Origin of the sequence: Oceanibacterium hippocampi (assembly GCF_900172325.1) — a bacterium.
Classification (GTDB): domain Bacteria; phylum Pseudomonadota; class Alphaproteobacteria; order Sneathiellales; family Sneathiellaceae; genus Oceanibacterium; species Oceanibacterium hippocampi.
The window spans coordinates 1,226,904-1,248,292 of the sequence record NZ_FWFR01000001.1 but is presented as its reverse complement, the minus strand read 5'-3'; the positions used below and the strand labels follow the sequence as shown (position 1 = coordinate 1,248,292).

The 21,389-nt window shown below is 68.1% G+C and carries 21 protein-coding genes and 1 pseudogene; 11 read left to right on the top strand and 11 right to left on the bottom strand.

All coding sequences use genetic code 11. The features are described from left to right. Window position 1: 1 nt before the first annotated feature. Window positions 2–1,237, bottom strand: a complete 1,236-nt coding sequence (locus OCH7691_RS05865) for a cytochrome P450 (protein WP_085882432.1) — start codon at window positions 1,235–1,237, stop codon at window positions 2–4. Window positions 1,238–1,311: 74 nt separating this feature from the next. Here OCH7691_RS05865 and OCH7691_RS05860 point away from each other — a divergent pair, with 74 nt between their 5' ends. The 4 genes from OCH7691_RS05860 (at window position 1,312) to OCH7691_RS05845 (ending at window position 5,937) form a co-directional block, all read left to right on the top strand. After that, window positions 1,312–1,923, top strand: a complete 612-nt coding sequence (locus tag OCH7691_RS05860) for a TetR/AcrR family transcriptional regulator (RefSeq protein ID WP_217807821.1) — start codon at window positions 1,312–1,314, stop codon at window positions 1,921–1,923. A 293-nt stretch (window positions 1,924–2,216) separates the two neighbouring features. Beyond that, window positions 2,217–4,088 carry a 2-oxoacid:acceptor oxidoreductase subunit alpha gene (locus OCH7691_RS05855; RefSeq protein WP_085882431.1) on the top strand — a complete coding sequence of 624 codons (1,872 nt, stop codon included), beginning with the start codon at window positions 2,217–2,219 and terminating at the stop codon, window positions 4,086–4,088. A gap of 21 nt (window positions 4,089–4,109) precedes the next feature. Beyond that, window positions 4,110–5,126 carry a 2-oxoacid:ferredoxin oxidoreductase subunit beta gene (locus tag OCH7691_RS05850; protein WP_085882430.1) on the top strand — a complete coding sequence of 339 codons (1,017 nt, stop codon included), beginning with the start codon at window positions 4,110–4,112 and terminating at the stop codon, window positions 5,124–5,126. 463 nt (window positions 5,127–5,589) lie between these two features. Further along, window positions 5,590–5,937 (top strand): hypothetical protein, encoded by a 348-nt coding sequence (locus OCH7691_RS05845; protein WP_085882429.1) that lies wholly within the window; start codon window positions 5,590–5,592, stop codon window positions 5,935–5,937. A 53-nt stretch (window positions 5,938–5,990) separates the two neighbouring features. Here the strand turns inward: OCH7691_RS05845 and OCH7691_RS05840 are convergent, their stop codons facing one another. Beyond that, window positions 5,991–6,911: a diacylglycerol/lipid kinase family protein gene (locus OCH7691_RS05840; protein WP_139839539.1), complete on the bottom strand. Its 921-nt coding sequence runs from the start codon at window positions 6,909–6,911 to the stop codon at window positions 5,991–5,993. Between the two features lie 149 nt (window positions 6,912–7,060). Here OCH7691_RS05840 and OCH7691_RS05835 point away from each other — a divergent pair, with 149 nt between their 5' ends. Both OCH7691_RS05835 and OCH7691_RS05830 read left to right on the top strand, forming a co-directional pair. After that, window positions 7,061–7,903 (top strand): UDP-2,3-diacylglucosamine diphosphatase, encoded by an 843-nt coding sequence (locus OCH7691_RS05835; protein WP_085882427.1) that lies wholly within the window; start codon window positions 7,061–7,063, stop codon window positions 7,901–7,903. Beyond that, the gene (locus OCH7691_RS05830) at window positions 7,885–8,943 is read left to right on the top strand and encodes a glycosyltransferase family 4 protein (protein WP_085882426.1); all 1,059 of its coding nucleotides are present in this window, start codon (window positions 7,885–7,887) and stop codon (window positions 8,941–8,943) included. Before OCH7691_RS05835 ends, OCH7691_RS05830 begins: the two co-directional genes overlap by 19 nt. Here OCH7691_RS05830 and OCH7691_RS05825 read toward each other — a convergent pair. Next, entirely contained in the window at window positions 8,903–10,579 is a 1,677-nt protein-coding gene (locus OCH7691_RS05825) for a thiamine pyrophosphate-binding protein (protein ID WP_085883522.1), read from the bottom strand. The two genes, OCH7691_RS05830 and OCH7691_RS05825, sit on opposite strands and share 41 nt — an antisense overlap. A 111-nt stretch (window positions 10,580–10,690) precedes the next feature. Between OCH7691_RS05825 and OCH7691_RS05820 the strand changes: the two genes are divergently transcribed. Then, entirely contained in the window at window positions 10,691–11,371 is a 681-nt protein-coding gene (locus tag OCH7691_RS05820) for a hypothetical protein (RefSeq protein WP_085882425.1), read from the top strand. Between the two features lie 3 nt (window positions 11,372–11,374). On the opposite strand, the gene OCH7691_RS05815 is transcribed toward OCH7691_RS05820, so the two are convergent. From OCH7691_RS05815 to OCH7691_RS05790, 6 genes are all read right to left on the bottom strand, one after another. After that, window positions 11,375–11,605 (bottom strand): hypothetical protein, encoded by a 231-nt coding sequence (locus OCH7691_RS05815; protein ID WP_139839538.1) that lies wholly within the window; start codon window positions 11,603–11,605, stop codon window positions 11,375–11,377. Window positions 11,606–11,679: 74 nt separating this feature from the next. Continuing rightward, window positions 11,680–12,240, bottom strand: coding sequence for a DinB family protein (locus tag OCH7691_RS05810; protein ID WP_217807819.1), 561 nt, complete (start codon window positions 12,238–12,240; stop codon window positions 11,680–11,682). 7 nt (window positions 12,241–12,247) lie between these two features. Continuing rightward, window positions 12,248–13,675, bottom strand: coding sequence for an amidase (locus OCH7691_RS05805; RefSeq protein WP_085882423.1), 1,428 nt, complete (start codon window positions 13,673–13,675; stop codon window positions 12,248–12,250). Further along, window positions 13,675–14,868 carry a multidrug effflux MFS transporter gene (locus OCH7691_RS05800; RefSeq protein ID WP_176244936.1) on the bottom strand — a complete coding sequence of 398 codons (1,194 nt, stop codon included), beginning with the start codon at window positions 14,866–14,868 and terminating at the stop codon, window positions 13,675–13,677. Before OCH7691_RS05800 ends, OCH7691_RS05805 begins: the two co-directional genes overlap by 1 nt. A gap of 167 nt (window positions 14,869–15,035) precedes the next feature. Further along, a complete protein-coding gene (locus OCH7691_RS05795) occupies window positions 15,036–15,515 on the bottom strand; it encodes a J domain-containing protein (protein WP_085882421.1) in 480 nt (159 codons plus the stop codon). 111 nt (window positions 15,516–15,626) lie between these two features. Further along, on the bottom strand, window positions 15,627–15,893 hold the full coding sequence (locus OCH7691_RS05790) for a hypothetical protein (RefSeq protein ID WP_085882420.1): 267 nt from the start codon (window positions 15,891–15,893) through the stop codon (window positions 15,627–15,629). Between the two features lie 310 nt (window positions 15,894–16,203). Here OCH7691_RS05790 and OCH7691_RS05785 point away from each other — a divergent pair. Continuing rightward, a pseudogene (locus tag OCH7691_RS05785) lies at window positions 16,204–17,270 on the top strand (alcohol dehydrogenase family protein). Between the two features lie 18 nt (window positions 17,271–17,288). Here OCH7691_RS05785 and OCH7691_RS05780 read toward each other — a convergent pair. Together OCH7691_RS05780 and OCH7691_RS05775 are read right to left on the bottom strand one after the other, a co-directional pair. After that, window positions 17,289–17,504: a hypothetical protein gene (locus OCH7691_RS05780; RefSeq protein WP_085882419.1), complete on the bottom strand. Its 216-nt coding sequence runs from the start codon at window positions 17,502–17,504 to the stop codon at window positions 17,289–17,291. Between the two features lie 97 nt (window positions 17,505–17,601). Next, window positions 17,602–18,300 (bottom strand): LexA family transcriptional regulator, encoded by a 699-nt coding sequence (locus OCH7691_RS05775; protein WP_085882418.1) that lies wholly within the window; start codon window positions 18,298–18,300, stop codon window positions 17,602–17,604. 560 nt (window positions 18,301–18,860) lie between these two features. Here OCH7691_RS05775 and OCH7691_RS05770 point away from each other — a divergent pair. From OCH7691_RS05770 to terL, 3 genes are all read left to right on the top strand, one after another. Beyond that, the gene (locus OCH7691_RS05770; protein ID WP_139839537.1) at window positions 18,861–19,430 is read left to right on the top strand and encodes a hypothetical protein; all 570 of its coding nucleotides are present in this window, start codon (window positions 18,861–18,863) and stop codon (window positions 19,428–19,430) included. Between the two features lie 155 nt (window positions 19,431–19,585). After that, the gene (locus tag OCH7691_RS05765) at window positions 19,586–20,044 is read left to right on the top strand and encodes a terminase small subunit-like protein (RefSeq protein ID WP_085882416.1); all 459 of its coding nucleotides are present in this window, start codon (window positions 19,586–19,588) and stop codon (window positions 20,042–20,044) included. Further along, complete coding sequence (gene terL, locus OCH7691_RS05760; protein ID WP_085882415.1) at window positions 20,031–21,380, top strand: phage terminase large subunit; 1,350 nt, start codon at window positions 20,031–20,033, stop codon at window positions 21,378–21,380. Before OCH7691_RS05765 ends, terL begins: the two co-directional genes overlap by 14 nt. Window positions 21,381–21,389: the final 9 nt, after the last annotated feature.

The following is a 21,389-nucleotide window of genomic DNA, read 5'->3' as shown; positions in this document are numbered from 1 at the left end:
GTCAGGCGGCCTTGCGCGACGGCTGTCCGGGGCGGAAGCGGACCGGCAGCGACCTGACGCCGCGCAGGATCAGCGAGTCGACCCACTCATAGTCGGTCTCGACCAGTTCCATGTCGGCCAGGCGGTCGACGGCGGCACGGATCGCCAGCCGGCTCTCGAGACGCGCCAGCGGCGCACCGAGACAGAAGTGGATGCCGTGCCCGAAGGTCAGGTGCCGGTTGTTGGCGCGTCCGACATCGAGCCGGTCGGCATCTTCGAACTGGCGCGGGTCGCGGTTCGCCGCGTTGACCATCGCGAAAACCCGGTCGCCCTTGCGCAGCGTCTTGCCGTGCAGCTCGTGATCGCGGGCGACGACCCGGGCGACGGCGCCGCTCGGCCCGTCATAGCGCAGGAATTCCTCGATCGCGCTCTCGTCCAGCCCTGGATCGGCCTTGAAGCGGGCCCACTCGTCCGGATGCTGGAGGCCGCGCAGGATACCGTTGCCGATCAGGTTGGTGGTCGTCTCGTGGCCCGCGAACAGCATCAGGATGGCGGTCCCGATCACCTCGTCCTCGGTCAGCACGTCGCGGCCGTCGCTGGCCTCGACCAGCAGGGTGATCACGTCGTCCTCGGGTGCCTTGCGGCGCAGCGCGATGATCTCGCGGAAATAATCGGCCATCTGCCGGGCGCCGTCCTCGGCGCGGGCATACTTGTTCGCGGCCGCCTTGGCGCTGCCGATGAACAGCGCCATGTCGTCGGACCAGACCTTGACCTGTTCCAGATCGCCGCGCGGGACCCCCAGCATGTCCATGATCACGGTCGCCGGCAGCGGATAGGCGAGGTCGCGGATGATGTCGGCCTCGCCTTTCTCGACGATGCCGTCGATCAGCTCGGCGACGATCGCCTCGATGTTCGGCATGACGGTCGCGATCGCGCTCGGCGTGAAGACGCGGTGCGACAGGCGACGCAGCCGGGTGTGGTCCGGCGGGTCGCGGAACACCATCCAGCGATTGAGATACTGCATCAGCGCAGTGATCGAGCCCGGATCGGCGCGGCGCTGGTTCTCGAAGAAAGGCGTCAGCCGGTCGGCCGACATGTCCGGCGAGAGGGTCGCGCGGCGGCAATCGTCGTAGCGGGTGAGCAGCCAGCCGTCGAGCCGCTCGCTCCAGTGCGCCGGGTCCTCGTCACGGAGCCGGGCGAAAAGCGGGAACGGATCGGCGAGCGTCGCCGGGTCGTCGGGTATGAACTGCAGCGGCATCCGGACTTCCCTCGCATCCTGTGACAGGGCAGTATTGGCGCCCAGAATACGGAGAAAGCAATGGCGGACGCAATATGCCAAACAATCGTTTGGCCGACATGAAGCAGGCGACCGGAACCGCCGAGGCTTCAGCCGCGCGGCGCGGCGGCGGGCGGCGCGAGGAAATCATGGCGGTGGCGGCGCGGCTGTTCAGCAGCAAGGGATACAGCGACGCCTCGATGCGCGACATCGCGCGCGAGGTCGGCATGCTGCCCGGCTCGCTCTACTACCACTTCCCCTCCAAGGAAGCCCTGTTCGCCGCCGCCCATGGCGCCAGCGTCGCGGCCATTCGCGAACGCGCCGAACAGGCGGTGGCGGAGGTCGAGGAACCGTGGGCGCGGCTCGAGGCGGCGTCGGCGGCTCATCTCGAGGCGTTGCTGCAGCAGGCGGCGGAGGCGCGCATCGTGATCATCGACTTCAGCACCTTTCCCGAAAAGCTGCGCCGCGAACTGGTGCGCCAGCGCGACGCCTACGAGGCGCTGTTCGAGGCCCTCATCGACGATCTCGACCTGCCCACGGAACAGGATCGCCGGCTGCTCCGGCTCGGTCTTCTGGGCTCGCTCAACTGGGTGCCGAAATGGTACCGCCCGGGCGGCCTGAGCCCGGCCGGAATCGCGCGTGCGTTCGTCCGCCAGTTGCGCCCGTGAAACGGGCAATCACGTGATCGCCAGCGACGGGCGATTGACTTTTGCGGAATGGCGATAAATTGTTCGTGTACGAATGATTTTTTCCGGACCGTGCAGCAATCGCAATCTAGCAGTTGACCAACGCCCAACCGCCGCTACATAACACAGCGCAACAGAGCCGAATGTTTTGAATAACGTATCTGGTATGTGAATTGGACGACGGCATCGGCTGCCTGTTGTGAAGCAGCGCCCGGATCGGCTAGATTCCCGGGCATTCGTGCGGCCCGTCTGGGCCATGAAGTGAGAGAAAAGCCGTGAACGAAACCGTTCTTGCCCCGGTCAAGCCCCGTGCCAACGAGCCCCACCGCCACGCCGTCGAATCCGTGGTGGTCCGTTTCGCCGGCGACTCGGGCGATGGTATCCAGCTTACCGGCGGGCGCTTCGCCGACACGACGGCGCTGGCTGGCAACGATCTCGCCACCTTCCCGGATTTCCCGGCCGAAATCCGCGCGCCAACGGGCACGACTTTCGGCGTCTCGGCCTTCCAGATCAATTTCGGCAGCCGCGGCATCAAGACCGCCGGCGACCAGCCGGACGTCCTGGTCGCGCTCAACCCTGCGGCCCTCTACGTCAATCTCGGCTTCCTGCCGAAGGGCGGGCTGGTCATCATCGATATCGGCACCTTCAATGCCCGCAACCTGAAGAAGGCGGGTTATGACGGCGATCCGCGCGAGGACGGCACGCTGAAGCCCTACCGGGTGATCGAGGTCGACGTTTCCAAGCAGACGCTCGAGGCGGTGAAGCCGCTCGGGCTGAGCCAGAAGGAAGCGCTTCGCTGCAAGAACTTCTGGGTTCTCGGTTTCGTCTACTGGCTGTTCGACCGCGATCGCGGCCCGACCCTGGACTGGGCGGCGCGGAAATTCGCCGGCCGTCCGGACATCGCCGAGGCCAATGCCGCCGCGCTCAATGCCGGCCACGCCTATGCGGAGACCGCCGAGTTGGGCGAGGACATCGCCTATTCGATCGCGCCCGCGAAGATGGATCCGGGCCTCTACCGCACGGTCACCGGTGCGGAGTCGCTTGCCTGGGGTCTTGTCGCCGGCTCCTCGCTGGCCGGGCTCCGGCTGTTCTTCGGCTCCTATCCGATCACCCCGGCCTCGTCGATCCTGCATATCCTGGCCGGTCTCAAGGACTACGGCGTCGGCACCTTCCAGGCCGAGGACGAGATCGCCGCGGTCTGCGCCGCGATCGGCGCCTCCTATGCCGGCGAACTTGGCGTCACCTCCTCCTCCGGTCCGGGCGTCGCGCTCAAGACCGAGGCGATCGGGCTGGCGATCTCCACCGAGCTGCCGCTCGTCATCGTCAATTCGCAGCGCGCCGGTCCCTCCACCGGCATGCCGACGAAGACCGAGCAGTCGGACCTCTACCAGTCGGTGTTCGGCCGCAACGCCGATTCCCCGCTGGTCGTGATCGCCTCGCGCTCGCCGAGCGACTGCTTCGAGACGGCGATCGAGGCGGCCCGCCTGGCGGTCAAGTACATGACCCCGGTGATCCTGCTCACCGACGGTTATATCGCCAACGCGGCCGAGCCCTGGGCCGTCCCCGACATGGCCGACTACGCGCCGTTCCCGGTCGAGTTTCGCACCGACCCGGAGGGCTTCCAGCCGTTCCACCGCAACGAGACGACGCTCGCCCGCAACTGGGCCGTTCCCGGCACGCCGGGTCTCGAGCACCGCATCGGCGGCATCGAAAAGGCATCGGAATCGGGCCATATCTCCTACGATCCGGCCAATCACCAGCGGATGACCGACCTGCGCGCCGCGAAGATCGCCGGCATCGCCAACGACATCCCCGAGCAGACCGTCGATGCCGGACCGCAGTCCGGCAAGCTCGCCGTGGTCGGCTGGGGTTCGACCTACGGGCCGATCAGCCGCGCCGTCTCCAACATGCGGAACCGGGGCGTCGAGGTCAGCCATATCCATCTGCGCCATATCTGGCCGCTGCCGCGCAATCTCGGCACGCTGCTCGCCGGCTTCGACAACGTGCTGGTGCCCGAGATGAACCACGGCCAGCTGGTCACGCTGCTGCGCAGCGAGTATCTCCTGCCGGCCCGGCCGCTCAACAAGGTCACCGGCCAGCCCTTCCGGATCGCGGAGCTTGAATCCGCGATCTCGGCACTCGTTTAACGCGGTCTTCGGGAGCACATCATGAACGTGCCCATCTCCACCGAACAGCTTACGGCGAAGGATTTCGCCTCGGATCAGGAAGTCCGCTGGTGCCCGGGTTGCGGCGATTACGCGATCCTCAAGGCGGTGCAGCGCACGCTGCCCGACCTCGGCGTGCCGAAGGAGAAGTTCGTCTTCGTTTCCGGCATCGGCTGCGCGGCGCGCTTCCCCTACTACATGTCGACTTACGGCTTCCACACGATCCACGGCCGGGCGCCGGCCTTCGCGACCGGGATCAAGCTGGCCAATCCCGAGCTCGACGTCTGGGTGATCTCCGGTGACGGCGACGCGCTGTCGATCGGCGGCAACCACCTGCTGCATCTCCTGCGCCGCAATGTCGACGTGCAGTTCCTGCTGTTCAACAACGAGATCTACGGCCTCACCAAGGGGCAGTATTCGCCGACCTCGCGCGTCGGCACGCGCTCGCCCTCGACCCCCGGCGGCTCGGTCGACATGCCGGTCGCCCCGGCCCGCTTCGCGCTCGGCGCCGGCGCCCGCTTCGTCGCCCGCGGTGTCGATACGGACCAGAAGCGCCTGCCAGACCTGTTCAAGCGCGCCCATGCCCACAAGGGCACCTCGTTCGTCGAGATACTGCAGAACTGCATCGTCTACAACGACGGCGTCTTCGGCGCGATCACCGACCGGGAGGTTGCCACGAACGCGCAGATCCACCTGCGTCACGGCGAACCGCTCATCTTCGGCGAGAAAGCCGACCGGGGCCTGCGGTTCAACACCCGGACCTTCGCGCTCGAAATGGTGACGCTCGGCGAGGACGGCATCACCGAAGCCGACCTGCAGGTCCATGACGAGACCAACGCCACCCTGGCCGGCCTGCTTGCGGTCATGGAGGCGCCGTTCCCGGTCGCCATGGGCGTGATCTACTGCAATCCGGCGGCGACCTATGACGGCGCCGTGCAGGAATCGCTCAAGCCCGGCCCGGCGGCCGATCCGCTGTCGATCAACAAGCTGCTCCGGCGCGGCCATACCTGGCAGGTCTGACCGCCCGCCGCCTGCCGTCCATCCGTTACCGAACTTTCGCTGCCGCCCGGCCGCGCCCTCTCCGCCATCGCCCCTGGGTCAACCCCATGGGCGAGACGGGGCGCGCGCGTCGTCGGGCGTGGTCGGGCGACGGTCAGGATATCAACATAGTATTCGGAGATCGACTCTGCATGGTTTCGAAAAATCACGCAGAGAAGCGCAAAATATTTTGCATGATATCGTCATTTGTTACTTTCTGTTGAATTGAGTAAATATTTATATTATAGTCATCCGGTAGATCGAGATTAATTTATAGGATCTCAATCATTACTTTCGACGCCCGTCGCATATCTGCGACCGGCTCAATGCGGGCAATATTGCCGCTCCGGACCGCCGATCCGACAGGACAAGCCAGGGTCGGCGCCGCTCCCGAACAACCGCCCGTACCATTCATTCAGAAACCGGACTTGAAGGAATTTTCGTGATGAACATCAAAGAGTCGATCAAACCTCTCGCGTGGGGCGCCGCTGGTGGCGCGGTTGCCGCGATCGCCATCGGCTTCGCCTGGGGTGGCTGGGTCACGGGTGCAACGGCCGGGAAGATGCAGGAGGCCAGCGCGGCGTCAGCAGTCGTCGCCGCCTTCATGCCGCTTTGCGTCGCCAGCGCCGAACAGCAGCCGGACCAGCTCGTACTCCTGAAGGCGGAAAGCACCTGGTCCCGCGACGACTTCGTCGTCAAGGCGGGCTGGGTCAACAACGTGACCGAACAATATCGCCAGGAAGTCGCCGATGCGTGCGCGACGGCCGCCGTGAATGGCATGAAGTCAGACTGATACAGAAGGCGCGTCGGCGCCCTCGCCTCGCCCGCCCTCACCGCGAACGGCCGTCAACCGCGCCGGTTACCGGCGGGACGTTGCGCCGGCACGGCGAGGCGGAGCGGGCGCTCGTCGATAGCGATATCGAGCGGCAGGGTGCCGGCCAGATCGCCGTCGAGCTGCACCGGATCGCCAGCCGGCCCCTCGATCCGGATCTCGCGTCCGGCAATGATCCTGACCCCGCTCGCCGTCGCCATGCGGCCGGTCAGCAGCGCCAGCCCGAAGCGGATCACCGCACCGACCCCGCCGCGTTCGAACAGCAGGACCTGCAGCAGCCCGGCTTCTAGTCCGGCCGCCGGCGCCAGCACGAACGGTCCGCCATAGCAGCGGCCCCGGCAGACAATCACCGAGCAGGCGGCATGCGCGACGCCGTCGACCGTGACCCGGTAATCCGGGAAGGGAAAGCGGCGGAGCACCCGCACCATGGCGATGACGTAGGCGAGCGGCCCGAGCAGCCGCTTTTGCCGGAGATCGACCGCCCGCACCGTCCAGGCATCGAAGCCGATGCCGGCCATCAGCAGGAAGCGCCGGCCGTTCGCGAGGCCCGCATGGACGCTGATCTCCACATCCCCGGCAACCACTGCGGCGGCCCGTTCGGGACTGCTCCCGAGGCCGATTTCCCAGGCCAGCACGTTGGCGGTGCCGAGCGGCATGAAGGCGAGCCGGGCGTCCGATCCCGCCAGGCCGTTCGCGACCTCGTTCATGGTGCCGTCGCCGCCGGCGGCAACCACCGTCCCCGCCGTTGACCCGGCGGCGAAGATCGTCGCGTCACCGGCCTTGCCGGTCTGCCGCAGGCTGGTCGCCATCCCCAGCCGGCCGAGCCGGTCGATGAAGGCATCGAGACGCCGGCGACGGGACCGGCCGGCGGTCGGATTGTGGATGATCAGGGTCGGCATCGGGAACCCGCAATGAAAGAAAAGCGTTTCCTTCACATTCAATCCGTCGATGACACTTGCGATACAGTATTATGTCGGTTCTGTTAAATACTTTATTGCAACAATAAGTTCATTTGCTTGATCTTGTGGTCGAACGTACAAGACAACAAGTAATTTCATCGGATCCACGGCAAGAACCCGATTTCATGACCGCGCAGATTCCGCCGTTCCGTTACCGTTCGATCTGGATATCGGATATCCATCTCGGCACCCGCGGCTGCCAGGCCGAGCGGCTGCTCGACTTCCTCCGCATCACCGAGAGCAGCCGGCTTTACCTGGTCGGCGACATCATCGACGGCTGGCGCCTGCGCCGTTCCTGGTACTGGCCGCAAACCCACAACGACGTCGTGCAGAAGCTGCTGCGCAAGGCGCGCAAGGGTACCCGGGTGATCTTCATTCCCGGCAACCACGACGAGTTCGCGCGCGGCTATCGCGGCGTCAGCTTCGGCGGCATCGAGATCGCCCGCGATATCGTCCACGAGACCGCCGACGGCCGGAAGCTCCTGGTCCTGCATGGCGACCAGTTCGACGTCGTCGTGCTCTATGCGCGCTGGCTCGCCTTTGTCGGCGACTGGGCCTACAACCTCGCGCTCGTGCTCAATCGCTGGGTCAATCGCATCCGGCGGGCCATGGGCTATCCCTACTGGTCGCTGTCAGCCTACCTGAAGCTCAAGGTCAAGAACGCGGTCAAGTATATCGCCGAGTTCGAGGAGGCACTGGCGGCGGTCGCCCGCGAACGCGAGGTCGACGGTGTCGTCTGCGGCCATATCCACCATGCCGAAATCCGCGACATCGACGGCATCCTCTATTGCAACGACGGCGACTGGGTCGAGAGCTGCACGGCCATGGTCGAGCATCTGGACGGCCGGCTGGAGATCCTGCAATGGATGCCCGACGGCCATCCGAAGTCGATCCGGGCGATCCCGCCGCGGCATGCCGCCGCCCCCGCCACCCGTGCAATCGAGACCGTATGCGCCTCGTCCTCGTGACGGATGCCTGGCATCCGCAGGTCAACGGCGTCGTTCGCACCCTCCAGGCGATCGGCGACGAACTCGTGGCGATGGGCCATGACGTCGTCCGGATCACCCCGTCCGATTTCCGCACCCTCCCCTGCCCGACCTATCCGGAAATCAGGCTCAGCCTGACCGGCAGGCGCGGCGTCGGGCGCCGCATCGCCGCGGCCGATCCCGACTTCATCCATATTGCCACCGAGGGGCCGCTCGGCATCGCGGCGCGGCGCTACTGCGTTGGCGAGGGGCTGCATTTCACGACCGGTTTCCATACCCGCTTCCCGGAATATCTGCGCGCCCGCGCGCCGATCCCGCTGGCCTGGTCCTACGCCTTCCTGCGCTGGTTCCACGGGCCGTCCAGCAATGTCATGGTGCCGACGGAATCGGTCCGCCAGGTGCTCGTCGCGCAGGGTTTCGACAACCTCCGGATCGTCTCCCGCGGCGTCGATACGGAACTCTACCGGCTGGCGCCGGCGGATGCCTTCGACCTGCCCCGGCCGATCGCGATCAATGTCGGGCGGGTCGCGGTGGAGAAGAATATCCAGGCGTTCCTCGACATGCCGTTCGCGGGCTCGAAGGTGGTCGTCGGCGACGGGCCGATGCTCGGGCATTTCCGCCGGCGCTATCCGGACGTCATCTTCACCGGCGCGAAATTCGGCGCCGAACTCGCCCGTCACTATGCCTCGGCCGACGTGTTCGTGTTCCCGAGCCGGACCGACACCTTCGGCCTCGTGCTGCTCGAGGCGCTGGCCGCGGGAACGCCGGTTGCCGCCTATCCGGTCTCCGGCCCGAAGGACGTCATCGGCAAGGCCGCGATCGGCTGCCTGGACGATGACCTGGCGCAAGCCACGCGCCGCGCGCTGCAAATCCCGCGGGAGGACTGTCGCCGCTTCGCGCTGGGCTTCTCCTGGCGCGCGGTCGCAGAGAGTTTCCTCGACATCCTCGCGCCGGCCTGCGGACAGATCCGCTGCGACGCCTTCAGGACGCGCTGGAAAGGGCGGCGGCGCGGATCTCGCTGAGCGTCGCCTTCGGCGTCAGTGCCTCCGGATCGAGCGCGATCTCGATCAGCGCCGGCCGGCCCGAAGCCCTGGCGCGGGCGAAGGCATCGGCGAAAGCCCCGGTCCGCTCGACCCGCTCGCCATGGCCGCCGTAAGCCCGGGCCAGCGCCGCGAAGTCCGGATTGCGGAGTTCGGTGCCGAAGACCCGCGCCGGGTATTCCCGCTCCTGATGCATGCGGATCGTACCGTACATGCCGTTGTTGACGACGATGACGATGACGGCGACGCCATATTGCGCGGCGGTCGCGAATTCCTGCCCGGTCATCATGAAGCAGCCGTCACCGGCGAAGGCGACCACGGTGCGGTCCGGATAACGCCGCTTGGCGGCGACCGCCGCCGGCAGACCGTAACCCATTGAGCCGCTGGTCGGCGCGAGCTCGGTGCGGAACTCGCGATAGCGATGGAACCGGTGCAGCCAGCTCGCGTAATTGCCGGCGCCGTTGGTATAGATCGCGTCCTTCGGCAGGTCCGCGCCCAGCGCGGCGATGATCTCGGCCATCTGCACCGGGCCGACCGAGGTCACCGGGCTGGACCAGTCGAGATAGTCGCGATGCGCCTCGGCCACCGCCTCGGCCCGCGAATTGGCGCCACTCGCGGCCGGCAGCGCGCGCGCGGCGGCGGCGAAGGCGCGCATGTCGGCATGGATCGCGAGCGCCGGCTGGTAGACGTGGCCGAGTTCCTCCGCCCCCGGATGGATATGGACCAGCGTCTGCTTCGGTACCGGCGGGGTTAGGAGGGTGTAGCCGCCGGTCGTCATCTCGCCGAGCCTTGCGCCGGCGACGATCAGCAGGTCGGCGTCACGAACGCGCGCGGCGAGCGCCGGGTTGGGGCCGATGCCGATATCGCCGGCATAGTTCGGATGCTCGTTGTCGAACAGGTCCTGGCAGCGGAAGCTGGTACCGACCGGCAGCGCCTGCGCCTCGGCGAAGGCCCGGATATCGGCCACCGCCCCGGCGTCCCAGGTGCCGCCGCCGAGCATCAGGAACGGCCGCTTCGCGGTCTTCAGCCGCTCCGCCAGCGCCTCCATCGCCGCGCCGCCGGGCGCCGTTTCCGCCCGCCGGTAGGGCTGCATCGCCGGCCCGGACGGCACCGGAACCCGGTTGGTCAGCATGTCCTCCGGCAGGGCCAGCACGACCGGGCCGGGGCGGCCAGACGTCGCTGTCCGGAAGGCGCGGGCGAGATACTCGGGAATGCGGGCGGCATCGTCGATCTCCGCCACCCATTTCGCCATCTGGCCGAACATGCGGCGATAGTCGATTTCCTGGAACGCTTCGCGGTCGCGGGTCTCGCGCGCCACCTGGCCGATGAACAGGATCATCGGTGTCGAGTCCTGGAACGCCACATGGACGCCGGACGAGGCGTTGGTGGCGCCGGGGCCGCGCGTGACGAAGCAGATGCCGGGCTCGCCGGTCAGCTTGCCGTCGGCCTCGGCCATCATCGCCGCGCCGCCTTCCTGGCGGCAGATCACGAAATCGATCGCGGGCGCGTCGTGAAGCGCGTCGAGGACCGCAAGATAGCTCTCACCGGGCACGCCGAAGGCGCGCTGGACGCCGTGCAGTTGAAGATTATCGACCAGCAGTTCACCACCGGTCTTCATGCCGTCCGCCGCCATTACGCCACTCCGTCAGGGTCCGTTCTTGCCGGCCCCCTCTATAGCGCGAGACGGCGGATGTGGCGAGGGGCTGCGGGCCGGACTATCCTCCCCACCATGGAAACGACAGCGACCGATATCGCCCGCAGGCTGGCGGGACATGGCCTCATCCTGCGCGGCGCGCTCGACGCCGACGCTCTCGACGGCCTCACGCTCGGCGACGGGCGGCTGGTCGGGACGCTGCTGCTGGTCGGTAATGCCGGCCGCGCGATGTGGCGGCATTTCGAGGCCGCGCCGGAAGCTGCACTGGCCGACCATCCGCTCGACCGCTGGACCCGGAGGGTGGTCGGCGCGATCGCCGCGGCGCACGGGGCCGAGGCGCGCTATCCGTTCGGCGGCCCGCCGCATGCGCCGTTCCAGCGCTGGGCGGCACTGGCCGAGGGGCTGAAGCCCTCGCCGCTGATGATCCTGATCCATCCCGAATACGGCCTCTGGCACGCCTGGCGGGCGGCCTTGCTGTTCGCCGGGCCGGTCGCGCTGCCGAAATCGCCCCCGGCGGCCCATCCCTGCGCGAGTTGCGCGGAGAAGCCCTGCATGACCAGCTGCCCGGCCGGCGCGATCTCGGACGCGGGCTACGACACCCGGCTCTGCCTCGCCCATGTGCGGAGCGCCGACGGCGCGGCCTGCCGGGAACAGGGCTGTCTCGCCCGCCTCGCCTGCCCGGTCGGGCCTGCCCATGCCTACGATCCGGCCGAAGCCGCCCATCACATGCGCTGGTTCGCCGACCCACCGGCCTGAGGCTCAGTAGATCGGCGCCAGCATGCTGCGGTACATGAGCGCGACGGGAACGCGCCCGGGCTCCGGCGTCGTCGCGCAGTCGACGCGGGCGAGCCGCTGGTAGCAGAAACCGACGACCGGATCGTCCGGCCCGCCGACGACGAAACGGTCCCGCTCGGCGCAGCCGCCAAGGGTGAGCGCGAGCAGTGCGAGCAGCACCGTCACGGCCCGGGTTCCCGTCGGATTGGCAATCATCTCTCCGGCCTCCATCGCTGCCGGATCCCGCGCCGATTGTCGCGCGGCCGGGCGGTCGAGGCAAGGTTCGCCATTCAGTCGAGGCCGAGATCGCGTAGTGCGGCCATGTCGTCGCCACGGAACCGGCCGTCGTCGACGAGGAAGAATTCGTCGAGCTGCGGCGGCGTGATCCCGGCATCGGAGAGCAGGCCGTGCGCCTGACCGCGATGATGGACCTGGTGCTGGAAGAGATGGGCGAGCAGGTCGCCGATGCGTTCGTCCGGCGCCTTGCGGCCGGGCCGTTCCATCGGCACCGTGCGGGCGAGGTCGGCCAGGCCGAGGCCGTCGCAGAAGGCGATCAGCCGGCGGTCGGCTGCGCGCTGCGCCTCGATCAGGTCGTCGAGCAGGGGATACGGCTCCTCGTCCTGGCGCAGCCAGTAGCCGAGGCCTTCGCCACTCATCTGGTCGAGATAATACCAGTCGACGATCAGGATATGGTTGAGGGTCCGCGAGATCGAGCCGAAGAAACCGCCGCGCGGGGCCCCGAAAGCGCCGTCGGGAAGGCCACGGCAGGCCTCGTGCAGGCGCCGGTTTGCCCAAGCGTTGTTCCGCGCCATCGCCGCGAACATGCCTTCCAGCGTCATGGCCGGCCGCATGACCTTCTCAGCCGATCCGGTCGAGAGCGGCCCGCAGCACCGGGTGGGGGCTGGGCAGCGCCAGCGCCGCCTCCAGCGCCGAGGCGGCGGCGAGGATCGTGGTCTCGGCGAAGCGCGGACCGGCGATCTGCAGGCCGACCGGCAGGCCCTCGTGGCTGACCCCGCAGGGCATCGAGAGCGCCGGCTGGCCGGTCAGGTTGAACGGCACCGTGTAGGGCGTGGCATGGCGCCAGCGGTCGAAGACCGGGCTGGCATAGGGCGTGTCCGCGGTCGGCGGCAGGGTCGGCATGGTCGGGGTGACCAGCAGCGCGTAACGCTCGTGGAGGGCGGCAAGCTCGGCGGCGAGCGCGGCCTGTTCCGCGTAGCCGCGATAGAAGGCGCGGAGATCGATGTCGAGGCCCGCCTCGGCGACCGCGCGGAAGCGCGGGTCGAGCTCGTCGCGGCGTTCGGACGGGATCGCGTCGATGATCCTGCCGAAGCCGGCCAGCCAGAGGTCGCGGAAGCGCGGCTCCAGCGGCGCGAAGACCGGCCCGACATGGCTCACCTCGGCGCCGAGGTCGGCCAGCCGTTCGACCGCCGCGTCGGTGAGCTGGGTGACCGCCTCGACCGGCTCGGCGCCGCCCAGACCGGGCGCGTAGGCGATCTTCATCCCCTTCAGACCATCCGGCCCCGGGAAGGCTTTGAAATCCGCGGCCTCGCGCGGCAGCGTGCGCCAGTCGCGCCGGTCGGTGCCGGCGAGGATATCCAGCAGCAGCGCCGCGTCGGCGACGTCGCGGGTGATCGCGCCAGCCGTCGCGAGGCTGTCGAAGGGGCTGTCATGGGGCAGGTCGGGAACCCGCCCGAAGCTCGGCTTGAAACCGACGAGGCCGCAATAGCTGCCCGGAATGCGGAGCGAGCCGCCCGCGTCGGTGCCATGGGCGGCGGCGCCAATCCCGGCGGCGAGCGCGGCCGCCGCGCCGCCCGACGAGCCGCCCGGCGTGCGCGTCGTGTCCCAGGGATTGCAGGTCGTGCCGAACAGCGGCCCGTCGGTCATGCCCTTCCAGCCGAATTCCGGCGTCGTGGTCTTGCCGAACAGGACGGCGCCGGCGGCGCGCAGCCGGGCCACTGCCGGGCTGTCCGCCTCGGCCGGGGTCTCGGGCGTCAGCGCCGAGCCCTTGCGGGTCGGCCAGCCGGCGACGTCGGTGATGTCCTTGATGGTCAGCGGGACGCCGTCGAGCGGCCCCATCGGCGTGCCCGCCCGCCAGCGCGCGGTGGCGGAATCGGCGGCCATCCGGGCACTGTCGCGGGCGACAACCATGAAGGCGTTCAGCGTCGGCTCGAAGCGGTCGAGGCGATCGAGCGCCATCTCCAGTTCAGCCGCTGGCGTCGTCTCCCCGGCCGCGTAGGCGCGGATCAGCGCGCCCGCCGTACGGAATGGATTCGACCCCTCGCCCATCACGTCCCCCGGTTTCTCCTGTTCACCGAATATGCCCAGAAATAGCAGCCGAAGGAAAGCAGGCCGGCGCCGGAAACGCTGATCACCAGCGGCCAGGCGCTGTCGGTGAGAAGTTGCCCGATGGTCACGGTGACGAGCAGGCTGACGACCATCTGCGAGAAGCCGATGAGGCCCGAGGCGGCACCCGCCATGTGCGGCGCCTCGCTGATCGCCGCGGCGATGGCGATCGGCTGGCTGGAGCCGTTGCCGAAGGTCACCAGGCACATCGGCAGGAAGATCGCCGCCAGCGACGTCGTCTCGACGACCGCGCCGTAGATCAGCGCCAGCCCGCCCACGACCGAGGCGGCGCTGCCGAGGAAGACCACCCGGTCGCCGCCGTAGCGGACCGAGAAGCGCCCGACCACCAGGTTGCCGGCGATATAGCCGACCGAGATGATGATGAACCAGATGCCGTACTGCTCGGACCCCGCGCCCAGCACCTCGATGATGTAATAGGGCCCGGTCGACAGGAAGGCGAAGAAGGCGCCCACGGTAAAGGCGGCGCAGCCGGTATAGCCGACATAGGCCGGCGAGCGCAGCAGCTTGCCGAAGCTCCGGAACTGGCCGAGCAGGTCGAGGGTCTCGTTACGCTTCAGGTTGGTTTCGGAAAGCTGCGTCAGGCAGGCGACGAAGACCACCAGGCCGAGCCCGCCGACCAGCACGAAACTTGCCCGCCAGCCGACCCAGGCGTCGATATAGCCGCCGATCGCGGGCGCCGTCGCCGGCGCGACCGCCATTGCCATCATGATGTAGCCGAGCATGCTGGCCGAGCGTTCGCGGCTGTAGATGTCGCGGACGATGGCGCGCGTCAGCACCATGCCGGAACAGGCGCCGAGCGCCTGCACGATGCGCCCGACGATCACCCAGTTGGCGCTGTCGGCGAAGGCGGTGACCAGGCTCGCCGCCGTGAACAGCGCCGCGCCGATCAGGATCAGCGGCCGCCGGCCAAAGCGGTCGGACAGCGGGCCGTAGATCAGCTGCCCGAAGGCGACGCCGATCAGGTAGAAGGTCAGCGTGAACTGGATCGTCTCGAAATCGACATCGAACTCGCGCGCCATGCCGGGCATCGACGGGACAATGATGTTGAGTGCCAGCGGCCCGGTCATCGTCGCGAGGACGAGCACGTAGAGCGGCGGGATGCGTCGGGTCGACATCGGAGCAGTCCTGCGGAGACGGGTGCCGGCGACGCATCGGACGAGCGTCATCCGCGGACATTATAGCAGGCGGCAGCGGCCTTGCGACCCGTCGGCTTCGCAACCCAGCCCGTCGCGAGACGGGATGAGGGCCAGGACGGGAGAGGCGTGATGAAGGCAGGACCGGATCAGTACGCCGTCTCGGGCTCGTGCTGGCGCTCCGCGACGATCGCCTTGTAGGCCTTGTTGATCGCCGAGAGCTTCTGGTTGGCGAGGTCGACATATTCCTGCGGCAATCCGAAGCCGTTCAGGCGGTCGGGGTGATGCTCCCGGATACGGTCGTGGTAGGCCCGCTTGATCGTCGCCAGGTCGGCCTTCGGGTCGACGGCCAGCAGCAGATAGGGATTCTCGCCGCGATAGGCGGCCGGCTTGTCGTCGGCCGCCGATTCCTGCGGCGTGACGGTGGCGATCGCTGCCTTGGCGATCAGCAGGGTCTCGCCCGCGCTGGTTGCAAACGGCAGGAACGGCCGCTGGTCGTTCAGCACGTCGCTCAGGCGCTGCTGGGCGCCGGCGAAGAAATGGCCGTCGAAGCTCCGACCGTCGGCGAGCACCACCTGGCACTCGACTTTCGCCATCGTCTTCTTGAACGGTTTCTCCGCGCCGTACACTGCTCGATCCTTGCCCCTGACAGGGGCCTATCATCGACGATCGGGCGTTAAGTCGCGGTTAACGGGTCCGCGGGGACGGCGGAGCGGTATGGGCCACCCGCGGGATGACGCTCAGTTGAGCTGCGGATCGCCGTCCATCGGACCCAGCATGACGACGCCCGAGAGCTGCTCCATCCAGAGGTCGCCGGCATGACGGGAGAGGAAATCCTCCCACACCGCCCAGTTGTGGCCGACCGGGAATTGCCAGGGGCGCGGCCGGCGGCCGACCGACCGATGGCGCCGCCGGGCGGCCGGCAGGCGATGACCGCGTCCCGGACGCGAGCCGATCTCGCCTCGCGCGGCGCTGAAAGATCCCTGTGACTGACGAATACGCATCATTCCCGAATCCGGCCGGCAGAACAGTCTGCCTGTTGTCCAAGCAACAGCCGTGCCAGATCGAATTCGGCGGGTTCCCGCCATTTCCGCCGTCGGCAACGCACCGTCAAACTTCATTAAGTATATTAACTTGACACGGAATGGCTACAGCGACGCTCGATTTTTCTGCAGTTTGCCTCTTTGCGGGCTCCGCGCGAACCGGCCGAAGGGCGAACCGGCGCCGGCGATGTGGCGGCAGCAGGCTCCCGCGCTAACCATGCCGTCCCGACGGGATTCATGTGCAGAACGACGTCTTGCCGAGGAGGAGACCGCGATGACGCTTCCCGAAACGATGAACGGGATTGTCCTCACCGGGCATGGCGGGCTCGACAAGCTGGCGTGGCGCGACAACCTGCCGGTGTGCCGCGCGAACTGCTGATCCGGGTCGGCGCCGCGGCCCTGAACAACACCGACGTGAACACCCGCACCGGCTGGTATTCCAAGAGCGTGCGCGGCGACACGGCCTCCGGCGCGACCGACGGCTTCGGAACGAACGCCGATGGGGACGGCGGCTGGTCCGGCACCCCGCTGTCCTTCCCGCGTGTCCAGGGGGCGGATTGCTGTGGCGAGGTCGTCGCGGTCGGCGAAGGGGTCGCCGCGGCGCGGATCGGCGAGCGCGTGCTGGTCCGGCCGATGCAGCCTGTCGCCTCTGACGGCTCCGGGCCGCGCCTGATCACCTTCGGATCGGAACGGGACGGGGCCTTCGCGCAATACACCACGGTCGCGGCGGAACACGCGATCGCGGTGCGCTCGGAGCTCAGCGACGTGGAACTCGCCTCGTTTCCCTGCGCCTTTTCCACCGCCGAGGGCATGACCCAGCGGGCCGGCCTCGGCGCCGAACGGGTACTGGTCACCGGCGCCTCGGGCGGCGTCGGCTCGGCGGCGATCCAGCTCGCGAAGCGGCGCGGCGCCCGGGTCACGGCCCTGAGCACGCCCGCGAAGGCCGCCGCACTCGGCGCGCTCGGCGCGGACGAGACCCTGGTCCGCGACGGCGACTTTCCCGAACGGACCTTCGACGTGGTGCTCGACCTCGTGGGCGGGCGCCGCTGGAATGACCTGATCGGCGCGCTCCGCAACGGCGGGCGCTACGTCACCGCCGGCGCCATCGCCGGGCCCATCGTCGAACTCGACCTGCGCACGCTCTATCTGCGCGACCTGTCACTGTTCGGTTGTACCTACCAGCCGTCGGGCGTGTTCACCGACCTGATCGGCTATATCGAGGCGGGCGAGATCCGGCCGGTTCTGGCCGGAACCTATCCGCTGCGCGAGCTGCGCGCGGCGCAGGAAGTCTTCCTGTCGAAATCGCATGTCGGCAAGATCGGCATCCTGGTCGCCGACTGAGAACCCCCGGACGCTCGCTCAGCGGCGGCAACTGGCCTCGCGCGCGGCGATCCCGGGCGCCACGCAGTCACCGTCCAGGTCGGCAAGTCCGGCCGCGATCTCGCGGCAGGCAGACCGCAGGGCCGGACGCCGCAGACCCAGCTCCAGCACGGCCATCGCCGCCTGCCGCAGTTCCGCCCGCAGTGCCTGCAGCGCGTTCAGATCGGACGGATCATCGGAATCGGGGTTGTGCACGGACCTCTCCTGTCATTGCTCCCGGGCCAGCATCGGCGCTGCCGGCAATATGGGCCTGGTTTGCGGTTTTTCCACCGCACATAATTGACGGGTGAGGTCAGGAGTGCTCCTGGGACGCCACGATACGATGCGCAGCGACGATCGCCTCGCGCGACAGGACGAGGTCTTCGAGCGGGCTCAGCTGGCGCAGGCGAAGGGCATCCCCGCTGCGGCCGAGATACTGCTTGATCAGGTAGCGGGCGGCCCCCTCCCCGGCCATCTGGATGACCACGAAGCAGCCATCGGTCAACGGCTTGTAGGGATTGACGAAAACGATCTCCCCGGGGAGAAAGCGGTGCACCATGGTGTCGTCACAGACATAGACCGCGTAGGAATGCTCGACGCCGCGCAGCAGCGATGGTCGATTGACGATCTCGAATGACTGCCTCTCCGACATGAAACGTCCGCCGCCCTTCGCGTCCTGGATGCCCCTGACGGGTACACCACTGGATTCATCCCCTCTGGCCGAGAATGCACGGTAGGAATTATTTATTAAGGTTGTATTATCGTGGTTTCGTTCGGTTTTTTGGATTGACTCCCCGGCGCGCGGCCGGTCGATCGGTTCGCCGATCGTGTCGACCGCGATATCGAGCGCGCGCAGGATACGGGCCAGCCGGTCATAGCTCGGCTTGCGACCGCGGAGGACGTTGCGGACGGCGTCCGGGTGCAGCCCCGCCTCCTGGGACAGCCGGCGCTGCGACTTGCCGCTGGCACGGAGTTTCTGCTCGATCAATCGCTGCAGCTTGTCGAAATCCATCGCGATCTTGCCTGTTCTCGCGGCTGTGCATGCCGCTTTCAGTTTGCGGTCAATTCACCGTTGACAATTAGGTGTATTGTCCGCATAATGCTGTCTAATATTCACGCTGTCAAACTGCACCCCCGAACAATCAACGCCCTTCCCGAACGAGCCGCCATCGCGGACGAGCGCGTCCGGCTGCCAGGTACCGGAGGCGGCAGCGCATGGCGTCGCTGACGGCTCCGCGGCGCCTGCCGCGGGCCTGGTCGGGAATCAAGGACTCGGGGGATGAACCGAACGGCAGCGTCAATCGCGACGACAGCATTGCGCCCCTCGCCGGCGCAGCCTGCCGGAACTCCCGGCAGCTGAAGGGCGAGCCTCCCCGTCGAACTGGTGGGGCGGACGTCCGCCATGGAGCGGGCGCGCCGCCCCACCGTCTTTTCGGCTGCCCGGCGCGCCGTTCGTCGAAACGGCGCCGGGGTCGAACGGACGGTCCGGGCGGCCGGGAAGGCAATGGGGCGGGAACAAGAAAATCGGGAAGCGGGAGAGGCGAAGGGGAACGCTACAACGGAGGGGAAGAGATGGCACGACGAGGTCGACCGCGAAAGAGCGGTCTGCGCGAACCCAACGGCCGGCTCGCACTTGTGGCCGAAGATCGCGGAACCGTAGAGAACCAGCGCCGGCGCGCCTGGCTTGCGCAGGGCGCCGATCCGGCCCTGACCAGTTATCCGCTGGGGATCCTGCTGGCCAACGACGCGATCAGCGATGCCCAGCATCAGGCCGGGTGCCGCTATGCCTGGCTGTTCTCCATCGCCATCGGCCGCGCCAGCACCGCCGCGCAATCCTTCGACCGCCTGGAGCGCGGCACGCGGCGCATCCCGACAGGCGCGCTCGAGGCCATGGAACCGACAAGCTCGGACGACTGGCGGGCAGCGCGCGAGCGCGAATTCCGCGAAGCCGCTGCGGAGCTCGTCTCGACCGGCAGACAAGTCAAGGCCCTCATCGACGAGACCGTGATCTATCAGCATTGCCCCCGCTGGCTCTTTCCCAAGATCCCCACCAATACGGACGTGACCGAGGCCCGTGCCCTGTTGCTCGGGCTGGACACGCTGGGGCGCCATTTTCGCACGAAAGTCACATTCAATGCTTGACTTTTTCGCCAGAGTATATCATTATGGTTGAAATTTATGATGCAAACTTCCGCCCCGCGACAGGCTGTCGAGACGGGGCTTTTTCATGCCCGGCGCACGGCTTCCAGCCCTGCCCCCACCACCCGGCCCGCAACCGGCAATCGTGATCCGCACCCATGACCGACAGACCGACGCGCCGCCCGTCCGGCCGCTATAACGGTCGGCTCGCGCTCGAGATCTGCGCCCGCCTGGCCGACGGGATCTCGCTCCGCCGGATTGCCGCCGATCCGGCGATGCCGGCGCGCTCGACGATCTGGCGCTGGCTGGCCGAGAAGCCGGAGTTCGCCGCCGCCTATCGCCGCGCACGGGCGGCAGACGCCGAACGGCTCGCCGACGAGATCCTCGAAATCGCCGACGACGGCGGCGACGACTATGTCCTGGGCGCCAAGGGCGGCGCGCTGCCGAACACCGAGCACCTGCAACGCTCCAAACTGCGCATCGACACGCGGAAATGGCTGATCGCCCGGCGCAGCGCCGATGCGACCCAGGCGCAGGGGGATGCCAATGACGACGACAGGGGCGGCGCCGGCGATGCCGGCGTGACCCTCTACCTGCCCGACAATGAGCGCGATTAGGGCCCTGCCCGGACCGCAGGAAGCCTTCCTCTCCTCGCCGGCGGATATCGCGATCTACGGCGGCGCCGCGGGCGGCGGCAAGAGCTTCGCCCTGCTCCTCGAGCCGCTCCGCCATATCGCGCGCAAGGGTTTCGGCGCGGTGATCTTCCGGCGCAACGCCAAGCAGGTCCGGAACGAGGGCGGGCTCTGGGACGAGGCGGCGACGCTCTATGCCGCGCTCGGCGGACGGCCGCGCGAAAGCCAGCTCGAATGGATCTTCCCGGCCGGCACGAGGATCGGCTTCGCCCATCTCGAGCACGAGCGCAGCAAGTACGACTGGCAGGGCGCCCAGGTGCCGCTGATCGGCTTCGACGAGCTGACCCATTTCAGCGAGAGTCAGTTCTTCTACATGCTTTCGCGCAACCGCTCGACCTGCGGCGTCCGCCCCTATGTGCGGGCGACCTGCAATCCGGACGCCGACAGCTGGGTGGCGCGCCTGATCGACTGGTGGATCGACCAGCGGAGCGGGCGGCCGATCGCCGAGCGGGCCGGCCGGTTGCGCTGGCTGATCCGCTCTGGCCGCGACCTGATCTTCGACGACGACCGGGAACGGTTGAAGGCAGCGCATGCGGACAGTCAGCCGAAGTCGCTCACCTTCATCCCCGCCTCAGTGCATGACAATCCGGTGCTGCTCGCCGCCGATCCGGGCTATCTCGCCAACCTGAACGCGCTCGACCTTGTGGAGCGCGAGCGCCTGCTCGGCGGCAACTGGAAGGTCCGGCCGGCCGGCGGACATTATTTCCGGCGCGGCTATTTCCCGATCGTCGACGCCGCCCCGGCGGAGGCCCGGCGCTGTCGCCACTGGGATCTTGCCGCGACGCTGGCCAGCGAAGGCCGGGACCCGGACTGGACGGTCGGCTGCCGCATGGCGCGGAGCGCCGACGGCCGCTTCTTCGTCGAGCATATCGAGCGCTTCCGCGGCACCCCCGGCCAGGTCGAGCAGGCGATCCGCAATACCGCGCAGGCCGACGGCCCCGCCGTCACCGTGTCGCTGCCCCAGGACCCGGGCCAGGCGGGCAAGGCCCAGGCCCGCGCCTTCGCCCGGCTGCTCGCCGGCCACGTCCTTCGGATCGCGCCGGAACAGGGCACCAAGCTCGCCCGCGCCGCGCCCTTCTCGGCCCAGTGCGAGGCCGGCAACGTCGCCCTCGTCCGCGGCACCTGGAACGAGGCGCTGCTGACCGAGCTGGAAAGCTTTCCGCTCGGCCATGACGACCAGGTCGACGCCGCGGCCGGCGCCTTCGCCACGCTCGTGGATGCGACCCAGGCCGCCCAGGGTCCGATCGTGGGCCTCTATTAACGGATCGAT

What these genes read in the sequence shown, in the direction of transcription:
- OCH7691_RS05865 (WP_085882432.1), bottom strand. Translation starts at nt 1,237, where the DNA reads ATGCCGCTGCAGTTCATACCCGACGACCCGGCGACGCTCGCCGATCCG.
- OCH7691_RS05860 (WP_217807821.1), top strand. Translation starts at nt 1,312, where the DNA reads ATGCCAAACAATCGTTTGGCCGACATGAAGCAGGCGACCGGAACCGCC.
- OCH7691_RS05850 (WP_085882430.1), top strand. Translation starts at nt 4,110, where the DNA reads ATGAACGTGCCCATCTCCACCGAACAGCTTACGGCGAAGGATTTCGCC.
- OCH7691_RS05845 (WP_085882429.1), top strand. Translation starts at nt 5,590, where the DNA reads ATGAACATCAAAGAGTCGATCAAACCTCTCGCGTGGGGCGCCGCTGGT.
- OCH7691_RS05835 (WP_085882427.1), top strand. Translation starts at nt 7,061, where the DNA reads ATGACCGCGCAGATTCCGCCGTTCCGTTACCGTTCGATCTGGATATCG.
- OCH7691_RS05830 (WP_085882426.1), top strand. Translation starts at nt 7,885, where the DNA reads ATGCGCCTCGTCCTCGTGACGGATGCCTGGCATCCGCAGGTCAACGGC.
- OCH7691_RS05825 (WP_085883522.1), bottom strand. Translation starts at nt 10,579, where the DNA reads ATGAAGACCGGTGGTGAACTGCTGGTCGATAATCTTCAACTGCACGGC.
- OCH7691_RS05820 (WP_085882425.1), top strand. Translation starts at nt 10,691, where the DNA reads ATGGAAACGACAGCGACCGATATCGCCCGCAGGCTGGCGGGACATGGC.
- OCH7691_RS05815 (WP_139839538.1), bottom strand. Translation starts at nt 11,605, where the DNA reads ATGATTGCCAATCCGACGGGAACCCGGGCCGTGACGGTGCTGCTCGCA.
- OCH7691_RS05810 (WP_217807819.1), bottom strand. Translation starts at nt 12,240, where the DNA reads ATGCGGCCGGCCATGACGCTGGAAGGCATGTTCGCGGCGATGGCGCGG.
- OCH7691_RS05805 (WP_085882423.1), bottom strand. Translation starts at nt 13,675, where the DNA reads ATGGGCGAGGGGTCGAATCCATTCCGTACGGCGGGCGCGCTGATCCGC.
- OCH7691_RS05800 (WP_176244936.1), bottom strand. Translation starts at nt 14,868, where the DNA reads ATGTCGACCCGACGCATCCCGCCGCTCTACGTGCTCGTCCTCGCGACG.
- OCH7691_RS05790 (WP_085882420.1), bottom strand. Translation starts at nt 15,893, where the DNA reads ATGATGCGTATTCGTCAGTCACAGGGATCTTTCAGCGCCGCGCGAGGC.
- OCH7691_RS05775 (WP_085882418.1), bottom strand. Translation starts at nt 18,300, where the DNA reads ATGGATTTCGACAAGCTGCAGCGATTGATCGAGCAGAAACTCCGTGCC.
- OCH7691_RS05770 (WP_139839537.1), top strand. Translation starts at nt 18,861, where the DNA reads ATGGCACGACGAGGTCGACCGCGAAAGAGCGGTCTGCGCGAACCCAAC.
- OCH7691_RS05765 (WP_085882416.1), top strand. Translation starts at nt 19,586, where the DNA reads ATGACCGACAGACCGACGCGCCGCCCGTCCGGCCGCTATAACGGTCGG.
- terL (WP_085882415.1), top strand. Translation starts at nt 20,031, where the DNA reads ATGAGCGCGATTAGGGCCCTGCCCGGACCGCAGGAAGCCTTCCTCTCC.